The organism is Massilia eburnea, assembly GCF_050709955.1.
GTDB lineage: Bacteria > Pseudomonadota > Gammaproteobacteria > Burkholderiales > Burkholderiaceae_D > Rugamonas > Rugamonas eburnea_A.
Genome location: NZ_JBNZFX010000036.1, coordinates 115,993 through 128,611, shown reverse-complemented (window position 1 = coordinate 128,611; position 12,619 = coordinate 115,993). Strand labels below are relative to the sequence as shown.

Below are 12,619 nucleotides of genomic sequence, written 5' to 3'. Positions count from 1 at the left end.
GCCCTGCGGGGCCCCTTCCTCCATTCAGGAGAGCCTGTGCTCGAAAAGAAGAACCTCGCCAGCATCCTCAGCCAGCTCACCCATCTGCCAAACCGCACGCCGGAAATGGCATTCGACGGCGTCGCCGACCAGGCCTTCGCCGAGGTCGCGCCGTTCCGCGAAGGCGGCATCTCGGTTGGCTATTATTCCGGCAGCAGCGAATGGGAGCGTCATCCCGTCGGTGACGAGATCGTGATGGCGCTTGAAGGCAGCACTACTGTCATCGTGCTGGTGGAGGGAGCACAGCAGCGCATCCACTTGAATGCCGGTGAACTGCTGGTGGTACCGCAGAACCACTGGCACCGCTTCGAAAACTCCGACCGCCTCAAGATCCTTGGCGTCACCCCGCAACCATCGGACCACAGCCTTGAACTCCCCGGCACCTGAAGCACTGGACGTCCATATCCTGCCTCTGTCGATAGGCCATGCTGCGCAATATCGAGACCTGATGCTGCATGGCTTTGAACACGAGCCGAATGCGTTCACCTCAACGCCTGCCGAACGCGCTGCCTTACCGTTCTCGTGGTGGGAACAGCGTATCGACGATCCGCAGCAGAACGGCATTGTGTTCGGCGCCATTACCAACGGACACTTGGTGGGCACCGTAGGCCTGGAATTTTCGGTACGCTCCAAGACCAGCCACAAGGCACATTTGATCGGCATGTACACGCTTGCCGAATGGCGCGGCAAAGGAATCGGCCGCAAATTGCTTGGCGCCGCCCTCGCCTACGCGCGACGCAGGCCAGGTATCGAAGTCATCACGTTGACGGTTACCGAGAATAACCAATCAGCGATTGCCGTCTACGAGGCCGCCGGTTTCCGCAGCTTTGGGGTTGAACCAATGGCGATACGCACCGACGATGGCTACAAAGCCAAGGTTCATATGTGGCTTCAAATGACTTTACCTGGAAAATCAGCATGAAGATGTACATCCTTGTTCGAGACGACATTCCACTTGGCTTCGCCATGGTGGCAGTTGCCCACGCATCACTCGCAGGCTATCTGAAGTTTCAACACTCCCCAGAAGTGAAAGAATGGCTTTCTGGTCCGTTCTTCAAAGCCGTATGCAAAGCCAACCCGAAGGAGTTCGAGAACGCCAAGCTTGTTCCAGACCATGTTGTCCTCACGGAGTCGGCGCTTGGCAACCGGGAAGTCGCCATCGTTTTCAAGCCGCGAGCTGAATGGCCCAAAATGTTCAAGTTCCTAAGGCTCTACCGCGACGTACCCTTGGTATCCACGGCAGGCGCCAGTGATGCCTAACGCTTCCATGTCGATATAAGGCCCGCAACCAGCTGCAATGCCAAGGTCCGTATGACATAAGCAGCGTGTTACTATTTGCAGAAAAGTTAATTCGAGTTTGAATCAATGTTTTGGAACCGCAAAAAAACACCAACAGCTGCGCCGGTCGGTCCTAGAGATCATCACACCGCAGCTCCCCGCGCACATCATTTCAAAGCAAAACATCTAATCGCTGCAATGGCAGTGGAAAACATCGATAAATTCCTGGAACGGTTTTCACCTCCTGATGGCGATGCCTATTTCAGGGCCTTATGGGGCGGTTTGGGCTTAGATATTCCCGAGGAAGAAAGAGTCAGTAGCGACGGCCTGGCTGTCGATTCTCGTGAACTTAAGGGCGGTCAATCGGCCCTCATTCTCACGATGCCTGAGCCACGAGCAAGAAACGAAGCGTACTTTCTGGCGATTTTGCAGTCGCAGCGAGAAGCTGCCCTTGTATTTTGTCTTGAGCAATCGTTGAATCCAATGACGCAGGAATCGACAACTGCCCTTGCCGGATGGACTACGCAAGGTAGGTTCAACACGGGGATGAGCCCTCCCCCAAATCTCGATTCATTCGTACTTGCAGTGGAAGAGTTGTTAGCATAATGGTGCGCAAGTTGCCCACCCTCGCTCTATTCCTGCTTCTCCCATCGATAGCCTCCGCACTCGGTATTGAAGACATTGCGTACTACGGCCTATACGGAAGTGGCAAAGTCTTAAAGATCTCGTATATCGGTGATCCGCAACCGTGGTCAAGACAGCAGCCAGTGTATGGGGCGGCTGGTATCAAGCCATTCTCCTTTTGCTGGAAAGAATCCATCGACGAGGCAGCTCAGCTGCTCGTTTGCGCTGCGAACCGCGCATCGAGGCCCACCCTAATATATCGGGCTAATGGAATATCCGAGCAAGCGTCAGCATACGACGCCAGGACACCGGCGGGCGCAGCGTATCGCAGGATCGCTAAAGAAGAAAAGTTGGGCGATGGTTCGGCACGCGGCGATGGCACGCTGGAGGCCATATACGAGTGCAAGGTCGGCTGCACAAAGGAGCTGCCACGCTACATCTTTGAAATTGCGCGGTACGACTAGCAAGGCGAGTGCAGTACCACTTCCTTCGCAATACTTAGCCTCGCCTTTCGTACATAACGTCCGATCTCAACACGTATTTGGTGCCCGCGCCGATTTCCGCTCCCTGGTGCGACTGGTTGTGAGGGAAGACCAGTAGCATTCCTTCGTGCGGCCGCACGGTCTCCCACCGGAATTGGGTGTCGCCACCTTCGAAACCCGCATTCAGGTAGATCAGGAACGTGAGCATGCTTACCTCGTCGGGCGACTTCTCGAACGAGCCGTCCTTGTGCCATTTGAAGTACTCGCCTTGGCCGTAGCGGTAGAAGCGAAAGCGCTCGTTCAGGCCGTGCAGCCGCCATTCGCCAATGGTCGCAGGCAGTAACGGCGCAGCGCGCGTGTACAGCAACTCGGCCAGGCACGGATCGTCAAAGATCACCCGGTCGTTGTTGCGAATGTCTTCGCGCCGCACCGAACCTGTACGCAGGTTCACTTCGGATGGCTGGTAACCCATCTGCTCGCCCATTTCGATGTAGTGCCGGCATTCGGCTTCGTTGAGGAATTGATTTACTGTGAAGATGCCGAGGCCAAGTTGTTCCGCTTGCATAATGCCGCCTTTGTTTTCATCTTAGTGAATATGTTACACTAACTTAGTTATAGTTTTAACTAAGTTATGTTTATTCCTCACTAAGGCAGGTAAAATGGCTGCTCAACGAACGAGGACATCCATGAGCGGCAGCGAGACAGAGCAGGAATTTCTGCGGAAGTACAATATTCACGACTTTGACGTTCCACTCACCAGCGTCGATCTCGTCATTTTCACGATCCGCGAACAGGCATTGCACGTGCTGCTGGTGAAGCGCGGCGAGCATCCGCATAAGGGATTGTGGGCGCTGCCGGGCGGCTTCATCGACATTCATCGCGACAGAGATCTTGATGCGACAGCGCTACGCAAGCTGCGCGAAAAGACAGGCGTTGAGGCGCCCTATCTCGAACAACTGCAAGGCTTCGGCAGTGCCACGCGCGACCCGCGCGGGTGGTCGGCGACCTTCGCCTACTTCGCCTTGATCGGATCGGACGGCGTGGAGTTGCGCCATGGGTCCGGCAGTGACGCAGCTAGCTGGCATCCGGTGGAAGACTTGACGGCGGTGGATGCACTGGCCTTCGACCATGCCGGCATTCTCGACGTGGCCTTGCAGCGCTTGCGTAACAAGGTTGAATACACCTCGATTCCCGTGCATTTGCTGGCAGCCGAATTCACGCTGTCGGACCTGCAGCGCGTGTATGAAACCATTCTTGGGCGCCCGGTGGAAAAGAGCGCATTCCGAAAACGGATCAAGGAAGGCGACTTCCTCGAAGAGATTCCAGGCAAGCAACGGCACGGCAGCAACCGCCCCGCACAGCTGTATCGGCTGCGCGCAGGCCAACCGACTGTGTACTTCAACCGCGTGATGGGACCGTAGGCTCATCATCGCTGCGAGACTTTTACTGTGGATGCATTGAAAATAATCCTTGCCGGCCTGTGTGCATCTGCCACCTGTTTAGCTGCCTGCATTCTACGACGTCGCTGGCTGGCGCAACGGTATAAGGACGTCAACGCCGCCTCGATTCAAGCGGAAGTATCCCAGGTAAGAAAAATTAACGGCCAAAAGCGCGGCACGCTCACTCTGACGGCGAATGGCGAGCGTTTGGTTCGCATACCGGACATTGCGCTAATCGAGCTTGCCAAGCAGCTGCAGGAATGGGTTTCAGTCGTTGACGACGCCGAAAACTGCTGTGAGTTTGCGTTTTACATTAACGGAGAGCCTGAGACTGCGGGTTTGTTCAGAATGATTCCAAGGTCGATTGGATGGCAAATCAATTCGAAGCGACGTCGTGCTCGCCGTACCATCCCAATTTCTCTTGATGCACATACCGCAATGGCAAGGAGCATCATCGAGCAAATTGCAATGACCAGAGCCACATGACAGGAGTCAGAATGTCCACACTCGAACGAGCCATCGAGATTGCTGCTGCCGCGCATGCAGGGCAAGTCGACAAGGCTGGGCAGCCATACATTCTTCACCCGATTCGTGTGATGCTTCATGTATCGAGTGATTTCGAACGCATGGCCGCAGTACTGCATGACGTCGTTGAAGACACGCCGGTTACATTGCAGCAGTTGACCGACTCCGGCTTTCCGGCCGAAGTAGTCGCGGCTATCGAGGCGCTCACCAAGCGCCCCGGTGAAACACGATTGCAGGCCGCGGCACGCGCTGCATCGAATCCGATTGCGCGCGCCGTCAAGCTCGCTGACAATGCTGAAAACATGGACTTTAGCCGCATCGCCAATCCAACGGAGAAGGATTTGGCGCGGCTCGAGGAATATAAGCAGGTTCGCGCACTCCTACTCGCATCGGATCCAAATTGACCCGCACTCTTGACATCACCCTGGCCTTCGGCCTTGGCGCTGCGTTGCTGGCAGCAGTGTTAATCTTTGGCGATCCCGCCTATCTGGGACCCTGGTATTACCTGCTAGCCTGGGGTGGACTTGTCGGCCTGATCCAGCTTACTAAAGCGCCGCCGTTATCTACGCTGGGCGCAGCGACTGCATTGACTGCAACTTTCCTCGGCTACTGGGCATGGCAAGCGTCATTGGTACGGCCGGAAGGCTTGCTTGGACTCGGCCACTTGTTCTCGTTACCGGGTCTTGCGGTGGCGGCAGTCATTGCCGCTTTCTATGCGCGTCGCCGCGGTCTCGCGCCGGCCACTGCTTTCGCAATGACCTTCACAGGATGTTGCGTTGGTTTTGGCGCCGCGCAGCTTGCTGTTTGCAGGACCGTTCTGTATTGCGGTCCAATTTCCGGGATGTGAACCGTTTCGTTGAAGGGGTACCTGCCATGGCGACACCTGTTGGACCATTCAAAGCCGTCGATACTTTCCTTCATCTTGGCCCGGACGGGACCTCGGTCCCGCTCGAGGTCAACGAATCGTTCTGGCAAGAGCTGACTTCGGGCGGATTCGCCCATCTTGGCCCCGGCCGGCTGGTGTCGACTTACGACTTCAGCGAAGACTGGACTAGCTGGGAGCAGCACCCTGCCGGCGAAGAAGTCGTCGCGCTGATCTCAGGCTCGCTTGAATTTGTGCTGGAGATGAGCGACGGGGAACGAAAGGTCACGCTGGACCAGCCGGGCCAATTCCTGCTCGTGCCACGCGGCACTTGGCACACCGCTAACGTATCGCAGCACGCCAAAGCGCTTTTCATCACACCGGGCGAAGGCACCGAGCATCGCCCAAGGGCATAATGTGCAAGAAAGGCCATGTGAATTTTCGAGGTATTAAACATGAATGATGTCGTTTCGCCGAATCGGATTGCCGCCAGCCTGGCCGAATACTGGTCGCCTCGCGTAGTGGCGGAACTTGACGACTCCTTCGTCAAGGTTGCCAAGGTCCTTGGCTCGCTCACCTGGCACAGCCACGAAAATGAAGACGAACTTTTTTATATTCTCAAAGGCTCGTTGGCGATCGAAATGAAGACAGGACGGTCGTACTCCATGAAGGCGAAACGTTTGTCGTACCCAAAGGCGTAAGGCACAACCCCGTCGCGGAGCAAGAGTGCCACATCATGCTGATCGAACGTAAATCCACCCTGCATACCGGCACCGAGGTGACTGAAAAAACGCGCAGCCTCGCAGACCAATTACGACCGGTGTAAAACTTCGTCCCGACAGAACCCCACCGGAAGGTCTAGGTCTTGAGCTTTTCAGCGTACATCTTGCGGAACTTGGACACCTTGGGCGCCACCACGAAGGCGCAATAGCCTTGCAGCGGGTGCTGGGCGAAGTAGTTCTGGTGATAGTCCTCGGCCTTGTAGAACGGTGCTGCCGGCGAAAGTTCGGTGACGATAGGAGCATCCCAGACGTGCGCCATTTCGGCGACCACCTGCCGCGCAGTGGCTTCCTGCTCGCCGTCCTGGAAGAAGATCACCGAGCGATACTGGGTGCCGACATCATTACCCTGGCGGTTCAGGGTAGTCGGATCGTGGATCGTGAAGAAAATGACCAGCAGGTCGCGGTAGCTGATTTGGGACGGGTCAAATTCCAGCCGCACCACCTCGGCATGGCCGGTTTCGCCGGTACACACTTGTTCATACGTGGGATTCGGCTGCGCGCCGCCCATGTAGCCGGATTCGACCTTGGTGACACCTTTCGCCTCCAGGTACACCGCCTCGGTGCACCAGAAGCATCCACCGCCCAGGATTGCTACTTCAGCCATATCGCCCTCCTCACGTACCGGAAGTATTACTGTAGCGCAAATCGGCGCGCACTGCTCAAAAAGTGCCGCCTTAGCTAAAATCCCCGTCGCTTTCGCCAAAGGTTAGACTATCGTTCTTTGGCATAATCTCTTTGAAACAAACAGGTCCCGCATGAATACCAGCTCCCCACGCGCCACCGAGCGCGAATTCGACAGTGTGCATTTTCGCCAGGCACTGTCGCAATTTGCCACCGGTGTGACCGTGATTACCACGCGGCTCGCTGATGGCAGTTTCCGTGGCTTGACGGCCAGCTCCTTCAATTCCGTCTCGCTCGACCCGCCATTGGTGCTGTGGAGCTTGGGCACCGGCGCTAACAGCCTGCCCATTTTCAGCGGTAATTCGCACTATGTGATCAATGTGCTGAGCGCCGACCAGGCCCATTTGGCCAAGCTGTTTTCGACCCGCATGGAAGATCCGTGGGACACCGCCGAATACGAGCTGTCGCGCACCGGCCAGCCGATCCTGAAGGGTTGCACGGCGTGGTTTGAATGCCACAACCGTAGCCGCTACCCGGAGGGCGACCACGTGATTTTTGTGGGCGAGGTAGAGCATTGCGAATTTGCGGGGAACGAGCCGCTGGTTTTCCACGGCGGGAAGTTCCGGGACCTGTTGAAATGATTGATTTTTTTATAAACAAAGAGAGACAGGAAGCAACATGAGCAAAGCCGCATTCCACTGGGACGATCCCCTGCTGCTGAACGACCAGCTTACCGACGACGAGCGCATGGTGCGCGATGCCGCCGCGGCTTACTGCCAGGACAAGCTGCAACCGCGCATCCTGGAAGCCTTCCGCCACGAACAGATGGACACGTCCATCTTCCGCGAAATGGGCGAACTGGGCCTGCTGGGCCCGACCATCCCGGAACAATACGGCGGTCCTGGCCTGAACTACGTGGCATACGGCCTGATCGCGCGCGAAGTGGAACGTGTCGACTCCGGCTACCGCTCGATGATGTCGGTGCAGTCGTCCCTGGTGATGGTGCCGATCTATGAATTCGGTACCGAAGCACAGAAACAGAAGTACCTGCCAAAGCTGGCCACCGGCGAGTGGATCGGCTGCTTCGGCCTGACCGAGCCAAATCACGGTTCCGACCCAGGCTCGATGATCACCCGCGCCAAGAAAGTACCAGGCGGTTACTCCCTGACCGGCTCCAAGATGTGGATCACCAACTCGCCAGTGGCCGACGTATTCGTGGTCTGGGCCAAGGACGATGAAGGCGCGATCCGCGGCTTCGTGCTGGAAAAAGGCATGAAAGGCCTGTCCGCTCCGGCGATCCACGGCAAGTTCGGCCTGCGCGCTTCGATCACCGGCGAAATCGTGATGGACGAAGTGTTCTGCCCTGAAGAAAACGCCTTCCCGGATGTACGCGGCCTGAAGGGCCCGTTCACCTGCCTGAATTCGGCCCGCTACGGCATCGCCTGGGGCGCGCTGGGTGCAGCGGAAGACTGCTGGCACACCGCCCGCCAGTACACCCTGGACCGCCAGCAGTTCGGCCGTCCACTGGCAGCGAACCAGCTGGTGCAGAAAAAGCTGGCCGACATGCAGACCGAGATCACGCTCGGCCTGCAAGGCTGCCTGCGCCTGGGCCGCATGAAGGACGAAGGCACTGCCGCCGTCGAAATCACCTCCATCATGAAGCGCAACTCATGCGGCAAGTCGCTGGACATCGCCCGCGTGGCGCGCGATATGCTGGGCGGTAATGGCATCTCCGATGAATTCGGTATCATCCGCCACATGGTGAACCTGGAAGTGGTTAACACCTACGAAGGCACGCACGACATCCACGCCCTGATCCTTGGCCGCGCGATGACCGGCATCCAAGCCTTCCAATAAAAAACCGGTAAACCAGGGTCTGGCCCAAGGGTCAGACCCGCGCTGCTACTGCTGCTGACTGGCGGCTACACCGGCTGCGTCAGGAAGTTGAGATTGGCCGCTGCGGTGGTCTTTGCTTTCGCGGCGCCCTTCTTGTTGTCGGTCGAGAGCTTCTGCCAGCGATCCACAAAGTCCGCCAGCGCGTGCATCAGCGCTACCTGCGCATTCTCCCTGGCGATGATTTCGCCGAGCGATTTATGCAGGCGGCTCGATTCATCCACAATCTTCTGCGTAGGCGATTCAGTCGACACCGGGCCGAAACGGTGCATGAATGCTTCGTGCGCTTCACGGAAGCGCGCAATCATATTGGCCATATCGAGGTAAGCGGCAGCGGCTGCGGCACGCGCGCCGTCGGTGCTACCGGGGTCGGAAGCAGCGTCTTCGAATTCATTCTGCTTCGCCTTAAGACGCCGCAGGGAATCGAAGTAGTCCAGCATGTATTGTTCGGTCAGTGACGCCATCTTTGCCTCCATTAGTCATTAGCCTTCTTTTCAGCTTCTTCGATTTTCTTTTTGCCGTCTTCGACGCTGTCTTTCACAGCCTTGATGAAAGCCTGCAGTTCGCTGCGCCGGATATCCCAGCCGAGTTCTTCGCCCATCTCCGCCAGCCTTGCCTGCGCGGTGGAGGTGCCACTGCGGGTATCCGGAATCGGCGCCAGCAGGGCCGCCACCGCTGCTTCATTCCGGGCATTGCTATCCGAGTACTCAGCCTGGCTCAATGCCAGTCCTTCGGTATTGGCGACCAGGTTATCAATCAGGGTGACGGACAGTTTGTCTCCCGCTGCCACGCGGGCCTGCAAATCGCGCTGTTTCTCGCGGTCGACAAAGGCGATGGCCTTGCGCTGGGCGAGCAGGGAGTCGGCGCGCGCCTTCATGGAATTACGCTCCACGCGCCGGAATTCCGTTAGTGAAGACTCCAGTTGGGCGATCATGCCAACCCCATGGTTCGCTTGCTCCATCGCGGGCTTTGGAGTAGAGCATCCGGACAGCGCCAGGGCGGCAAGCATCAGGACGATACGCATTATTGAACTCCCTTCGCAATGAACAGCAGTGCAATCGAGTTCACCAGGCCTGTGATGTCTTCCTTGCGCACGCCGGCATCGCCATATTCCGCGAGCTGGTTGATGGTCGACGAGATCAGCACGTTCCACTGTGCGATATTGCCCTCAGCATAGGCGATGGCGCGTTCGTGGTCGAGCGCATTGCGCTGGATATCGGTCTTATTCACTTCCGCAGCCAGGCGCCCATTGGCATCCAGGTAGGAGGCTGCGCTCTTCCAGACTTTGGTCTTGTCTTCAAAGGCCTTGCCGGAGGTGGCTTTCGCGGTTTCGACCGGCGCCAAGGCCGCCCGCAGCTGCATCGCAGCCATGTCCGCACTCACCGCCTGCAAGGCTTGATGGCCATAGCTCAGCGAGCGAAGCTGCTCGAGCTGCCAGTTCATTTTGGTTTCCAGCAGTTGCAGCTCCATCGCCTGCAATTGGGCGTCCTTGGCAGCAGCATCCGCTTTTGCCTGCTCCAGGTTGCGCAGCAGAAGCGCAGCAGCCAGGCGCGGCTTCTTCGCATCGACCAGCGCCACGTGCGACTGGTCAAACCATTCGGCCAGGCTGGCCAGCGCCGCACCGGTGGCGCTGCTTTCGCCCTTGCTATCGGCATTCCCCGCCAGCGAAGCCAAAGCCGCATCAAGCGCCTTCACCCTCTGCTCGGAGACAAACTGGCGCGAAACCGGGTCCGGCAGCTTCTCGATTTTTGCCAAGGCCTCGCCAAGCTCCTTGGCGATGGATTTCAACTTGTCCTGCGCCCGCGTCGGATCGGTGGAGAGCTTTTCCAGTTCGCCGCTGTATTCCTTCGACAGCTTGGCAACCTGATTGCGCGCCGCAAGGCTGGCCGCCTTGGCGCCGCCGATTGCCGCACGGGCCTCGGCTACAGCCTTCTGGGTAATCGCCAGTGCACCGCCCTTGAATTCGAAACTGGAGCCGGCCGTCAGGCCGGTGCCCGAGCATTCGTCAACGGCGCTCATCCAGGCTGCCCGCAGGTATGCCGGTGCACCGGCGTGGACCTGCGCCCAATCGTCGAACGACTGCTGCAACAGGACACCGCAAGCGGGCATCTCGACACCGGCGCGCGTGAACTCGATTTCCGCATCATGCAGGTTGCTCTTTGCCCTTTCTTCCTTCTTGAGGGCAGCGGCCCAGGCGACAGCAATTTGCGGCGAGCCGGCCAGCGCCAGCAACTGCTTCTCGATCGGTTCCTTCAATTGCGACGCAACGGTGCCTTCAAACACCATCGATCGAATCAGCGCGTCGCGCCTGGCTTTCTGCAGCGCCTCTTCAGTCTTGAGCTGCTCAACCAGCAACGCCGCCTCGCCCTTGCGCGCTACGCCAAGCTGGCCGGCGATTTCGACCGACTTCCAGGCTTCCTTGGCAGCCTCGCCCTGCTTGTGCCGCGTTTCGCTATACACTGCACAACCGGTGAGGCTGAAAAATGCCGGCAGCAGCGCGGCCAAATATATCGTTCGAAATTGCAAGTTATCTCCTCCTCAAAAGGACTTACAGCATGCCCCAAGATCACGTTCCAACTTTGTACGAATGGGTTGGCGGTATCGATGCTCTGAACCGCTTGACCACCCGCTTCTACCAGCACGTAAAGGCCGATGCCCTGCTCGGCCAAGTCTTTGCCCATATGGGCGACCATCACCCTGCACACGTCGCGGCCTTCCTGGGCGAAGTACTCGGTGGGCCAACCGCCTATTCCGAAGCACATGGCGGCCACGCCCACATGATCCACCAGCACCTGAACCGCCACCTGTCGCAGGAACAGCGCCGCCGCTGGATGGCGCTGCTGCTGGAAACCGCCGACGAACTGGCGATGCCGGACGATCCCGAATTCCGTTCGGCACTGGTGGGCTACCTGGAATGGGGCTCGCGGCTGGCCGTCATCAACTCCCAGCCCGGCGCGACGGTCGATGCCGACCAGCCAATGCCGAAATGGGGCTGGGGCGAGGTCAAGGGGCCGTACACCCCTTAGCAGGGCAGTCGCAACGCGGGTCGATAATAGTGCAAAAATTACATCTCCGCTCGCCGCCGGGACGAAAAAAAGGTTCATCACGGATTTGCAGGAAGAGGATCCGACACCCTGCGACCGTCGAGGATCGGGTCTGCTTCGATGGTGACAAATGAAGCATAGGTCCAACCTTTGAGCCTCCACGGTCCTGCCAGCGAGTGCAACTTTTACCAGACTTGGAAAGCTAGACCCGGTAACCCAGGGTCAGACCCAAGGGTCTGACCCGCCTACATTTCAGCTAATGGCTAGCCCTGTGTTTTCCGGTAATTCGTGAAGAACGCCCCCAAAAAAAAGCCGCCTTGCGGCGGCTTTCCTGGCTGGGACTCGGCTTAGAAACGGTAGCCGACCGACAGGCTGACTGCCAGCGGGTCCAGCTTGATGTCCAGCGTCTGGCCGGTCGAGAAGTGGGCGGTAGTTTTGAGCTTGGTCTTGACCACGTTCACGTCCGCGTAATAACGATCGCCGAGCTTGGCAGTAGCGCCGATTACGATGCTGCCGGCATGCTTGGAATCCAGGGAATAGGTGGCCGGCTCGCCGCCGGTGTTCAGCACGGCGGTCAGTTGCGCCGAGCCGGTTTCCTTCTGGAAGTAGGCGTAGGTGTAGCCAAGGCCAACATAAGGACGCACGGTTGCAGTCGGCTCGAACATGCGGTACTGCAGGAAGAGGGTCGGCGGCAACGCTTCCGCGGTACCCAGCTTGCCGGTACCTTCAATCGAACCGGCACCGTACAGGGTGTGCTTGTACGGCACGCCCAGCATCAGCTCAGTGCTCACGTGATCGGTGATCATGTAGCCGAGGCTGAATATCGGCTTGGTGTCGGAACCGACATCGGCCTTGATGCCCGGTTTGGAAGGCGCGCTCACGTCGCCGGAAGTCACGTCCGGTGCAATGCGGTTGACGCCGACCTTGCCCAGCCACTCACCCTTGGATTGCGCCGATGCGCCCGATGCTGCACCCAGCGCGGCCACCACGGCCAGCAGCTTTACAGCGGTGTTGATACGTTGTGTCATTG

At 58.2% G+C, this 12,619-nt stretch carries 18 protein-coding genes and 1 pseudogene; 13 read left to right on the top strand and 6 right to left on the bottom strand.

Annotated elements, in window-relative coordinates:
* Positions 1–36: 36 nt before the first annotated feature.
* From ACQ4MM_RS22845 to ACQ4MM_RS22830, 4 genes are all read left to right on the top strand, one after another.
* Positions 37–426 (top strand): cupin domain-containing protein, encoded by a 390-nt coding sequence (locus tag ACQ4MM_RS22845; RefSeq protein WP_431479514.1) that lies wholly within the window; start codon positions 37–39, stop codon positions 424–426.
* On the top strand, positions 407–961 hold the full coding sequence (locus ACQ4MM_RS22840) for a GNAT family N-acetyltransferase (protein ID WP_431479513.1): 555 nt from the start codon (positions 407–409) through the stop codon (positions 959–961). The genes ACQ4MM_RS22845 and ACQ4MM_RS22840 overlap by 20 nt, the downstream gene beginning before the upstream one ends.
* Complete coding sequence (locus ACQ4MM_RS22835) at positions 958–1,299, top strand: hypothetical protein (RefSeq protein ID WP_431479512.1); 342 nt, start codon at positions 958–960, stop codon at positions 1,297–1,299. The genes ACQ4MM_RS22840 and ACQ4MM_RS22835 overlap by 4 nt, the downstream gene beginning before the upstream one ends.
* Positions 1,300–1,404: 105 nt before the next feature.
* On the top strand, positions 1,405–1,923 hold the full coding sequence (locus ACQ4MM_RS22830; RefSeq protein WP_431479511.1) for a hypothetical protein: 519 nt from the start codon (positions 1,405–1,407) through the stop codon (positions 1,921–1,923).
* Between the two features lie 516 nt (positions 1,924–2,439).
* Here ACQ4MM_RS22830 and ACQ4MM_RS22825 read toward each other — a convergent pair.
* A complete protein-coding gene (locus ACQ4MM_RS22825) occupies positions 2,440–2,988 on the bottom strand; it encodes a 2OG-Fe(II) oxygenase (protein ID WP_431479510.1) in 549 nt (182 codons plus the stop codon).
* Positions 2,989–3,109: 121 nt separating this feature from the next.
* Between ACQ4MM_RS22825 and ACQ4MM_RS22820 the strand changes: the two genes are divergently transcribed.
* The 6 genes and pseudogenes from ACQ4MM_RS22820 (at position 3,110) to ACQ4MM_RS22795 (ending at position 6,075) form a co-directional block, all read left to right on the top strand.
* Entirely contained in the window at positions 3,110–3,844 is a 735-nt protein-coding gene (locus ACQ4MM_RS22820) for an NUDIX hydrolase (protein WP_431479509.1), read from the top strand.
* Between the two features lie 27 nt (positions 3,845–3,871).
* Positions 3,872–4,348 carry a hypothetical protein gene (locus ACQ4MM_RS22815; RefSeq protein ID WP_431479508.1) on the top strand — a complete coding sequence of 159 codons (477 nt, stop codon included), beginning with the start codon at positions 3,872–3,874 and terminating at the stop codon, positions 4,346–4,348.
* Between the two features lie 11 nt (positions 4,349–4,359).
* Positions 4,360–4,791 carry an HD domain-containing protein gene (locus ACQ4MM_RS22810; RefSeq protein ID WP_431479507.1) on the top strand — a complete coding sequence of 144 codons (432 nt, stop codon included), beginning with the start codon at positions 4,360–4,362 and terminating at the stop codon, positions 4,789–4,791.
* Positions 4,788–5,234 carry a hypothetical protein gene (locus ACQ4MM_RS22805; RefSeq protein WP_431479506.1) on the top strand — a complete coding sequence of 149 codons (447 nt, stop codon included), beginning with the start codon at positions 4,788–4,790 and terminating at the stop codon, positions 5,232–5,234. The genes ACQ4MM_RS22810 and ACQ4MM_RS22805 overlap by 4 nt, the downstream gene beginning before the upstream one ends.
* A 26-nt stretch (positions 5,235–5,260) precedes the next feature.
* Entirely contained in the window at positions 5,261–5,665 is a 405-nt protein-coding gene (locus ACQ4MM_RS22800; RefSeq protein WP_431479505.1) for a cupin domain-containing protein, read from the top strand.
* Between the two features lie 39 nt (positions 5,666–5,704).
* Positions 5,705–6,075: pseudogene (locus ACQ4MM_RS22795) on the top strand (cupin domain-containing protein).
* Positions 6,076–6,107: 32 nt separating this feature from the next.
* On the opposite strand, the gene msrA reads toward ACQ4MM_RS22795, so the two are convergent.
* Positions 6,108–6,635 carry a peptide-methionine (S)-S-oxide reductase MsrA gene (gene msrA, locus ACQ4MM_RS22790; protein WP_431479504.1) on the bottom strand — a complete coding sequence of 176 codons (528 nt, stop codon included), beginning with the start codon at positions 6,633–6,635 and terminating at the stop codon, positions 6,108–6,110.
* 151 nt (positions 6,636–6,786) lie between these two features.
* Here msrA and ACQ4MM_RS22785 point away from each other — a divergent pair, with 151 nt between their 5' ends.
* A complete protein-coding gene (locus ACQ4MM_RS22785; protein WP_431479503.1) occupies positions 6,787–7,293 on the top strand; it encodes a flavin reductase family protein in 507 nt (168 codons plus the stop codon).
* 37 nt (positions 7,294–7,330) lie between these two features.
* The gene (locus ACQ4MM_RS22780) at positions 7,331–8,509 is read left to right on the top strand and encodes an acyl-CoA dehydrogenase (protein WP_431479502.1); all 1,179 of its coding nucleotides are present in this window, start codon (positions 7,331–7,333) and stop codon (positions 8,507–8,509) included.
* Between the two features lie 65 nt (positions 8,510–8,574).
* Here ACQ4MM_RS22780 and ACQ4MM_RS22775 read toward each other — a convergent pair whose 3' ends face one another.
* Genes ACQ4MM_RS22775 through ACQ4MM_RS22765 form a run of 3 tightly spaced genes read right to left on the bottom strand, consistent with a single transcriptional unit; the run spans position 8,575 to position 11,005 of the window.
* Positions 8,575–9,009 carry a hypothetical protein gene (locus ACQ4MM_RS22775; RefSeq protein ID WP_431479501.1) on the bottom strand — a complete coding sequence of 145 codons (435 nt, stop codon included), beginning with the start codon at positions 9,007–9,009 and terminating at the stop codon, positions 8,575–8,577.
* 11 nt (positions 9,010–9,020) lie between these two features.
* Positions 9,021–9,569: a hypothetical protein gene (locus ACQ4MM_RS22770; RefSeq protein ID WP_431479500.1), complete on the bottom strand. Its 549-nt coding sequence runs from the start codon at positions 9,567–9,569 to the stop codon at positions 9,021–9,023.
* Complete coding sequence (locus ACQ4MM_RS22765) at positions 9,569–11,005, bottom strand: hypothetical protein (RefSeq protein ID WP_431479499.1); 1,437 nt, start codon at positions 11,003–11,005, stop codon at positions 9,569–9,571. The genes ACQ4MM_RS22770 and ACQ4MM_RS22765 overlap by 1 nt, the downstream gene beginning before the upstream one ends.
* A 95-nt stretch (positions 11,006–11,100) precedes the next feature.
* On the opposite strand from ACQ4MM_RS22765, the gene ACQ4MM_RS22760 reads away from it, so the two are divergent.
* The gene (locus ACQ4MM_RS22760; protein WP_431479498.1) at positions 11,101–11,571 is read left to right on the top strand and encodes a group II truncated hemoglobin; all 471 of its coding nucleotides are present in this window, start codon (positions 11,101–11,103) and stop codon (positions 11,569–11,571) included.
* A 365-nt stretch (positions 11,572–11,936) separates the two neighbouring features.
* Here the strand turns inward: ACQ4MM_RS22760 and ACQ4MM_RS22755 are convergent, their stop codons facing one another.
* Positions 11,937–12,617: an OmpW/AlkL family protein gene (locus ACQ4MM_RS22755; RefSeq protein WP_431479497.1), complete on the bottom strand. Its 681-nt coding sequence runs from the start codon at positions 12,615–12,617 to the stop codon at positions 11,937–11,939.
* Between the last annotated feature and the right edge of the window lie 2 nt (positions 12,618–12,619).

Excerpts from the sequence above, each read along its gene's own strand:
- ACQ4MM_RS22835 (WP_431479512.1), top strand. The coding sequence starts at position 958 with ATGAAGATGTACATCCTTGTTCGAGACGACATTCCACTTGGCTTCGCC.
- msrA (WP_431479504.1), bottom strand. The coding sequence starts at position 6,635 with ATGGCTGAAGTAGCAATCCTGGGCGGTGGATGCTTCTGGTGCACCGAG.
- ACQ4MM_RS22755 (WP_431479497.1), bottom strand. The coding sequence starts at position 12,617 with ATGACACAACGTATCAACACCGCTGTAAAGCTGCTGGCCGTGGTGGCC.
- ACQ4MM_RS22780 (WP_431479502.1), top strand. The coding sequence starts at position 7,331 with ATGAGCAAAGCCGCATTCCACTGGGACGATCCCCTGCTGCTGAACGAC.
- ACQ4MM_RS22785 (WP_431479503.1), top strand. The coding sequence starts at position 6,787 with ATGAATACCAGCTCCCCACGCGCCACCGAGCGCGAATTCGACAGTGTG.
- ACQ4MM_RS22770 (WP_431479500.1), bottom strand. The coding sequence starts at position 9,569 with ATGCGTATCGTCCTGATGCTTGCCGCCCTGGCGCTGTCCGGATGCTCT.
- ACQ4MM_RS22830 (WP_431479511.1), top strand. The coding sequence starts at position 1,405 with ATGTTTTGGAACCGCAAAAAAACACCAACAGCTGCGCCGGTCGGTCCT.
- ACQ4MM_RS22775 (WP_431479501.1), bottom strand. The coding sequence starts at position 9,009 with ATGGCGTCACTGACCGAACAATACATGCTGGACTACTTCGATTCCCTG.
- ACQ4MM_RS22800 (WP_431479505.1), top strand. The coding sequence starts at position 5,261 with ATGGCGACACCTGTTGGACCATTCAAAGCCGTCGATACTTTCCTTCAT.
- ACQ4MM_RS22760 (WP_431479498.1), top strand. The coding sequence starts at position 11,101 with ATGCCCCAAGATCACGTTCCAACTTTGTACGAATGGGTTGGCGGTATC.
- ACQ4MM_RS22825 (WP_431479510.1), bottom strand. The coding sequence starts at position 2,988 with ATGCAAGCGGAACAACTTGGCCTCGGCATCTTCACAGTAAATCAATTC.
- ACQ4MM_RS22810 (WP_431479507.1), top strand. The coding sequence starts at position 4,360 with ATGTCCACACTCGAACGAGCCATCGAGATTGCTGCTGCCGCGCATGCA.
- ACQ4MM_RS22820 (WP_431479509.1), top strand. The coding sequence starts at position 3,110 with ATGAGCGGCAGCGAGACAGAGCAGGAATTTCTGCGGAAGTACAATATT.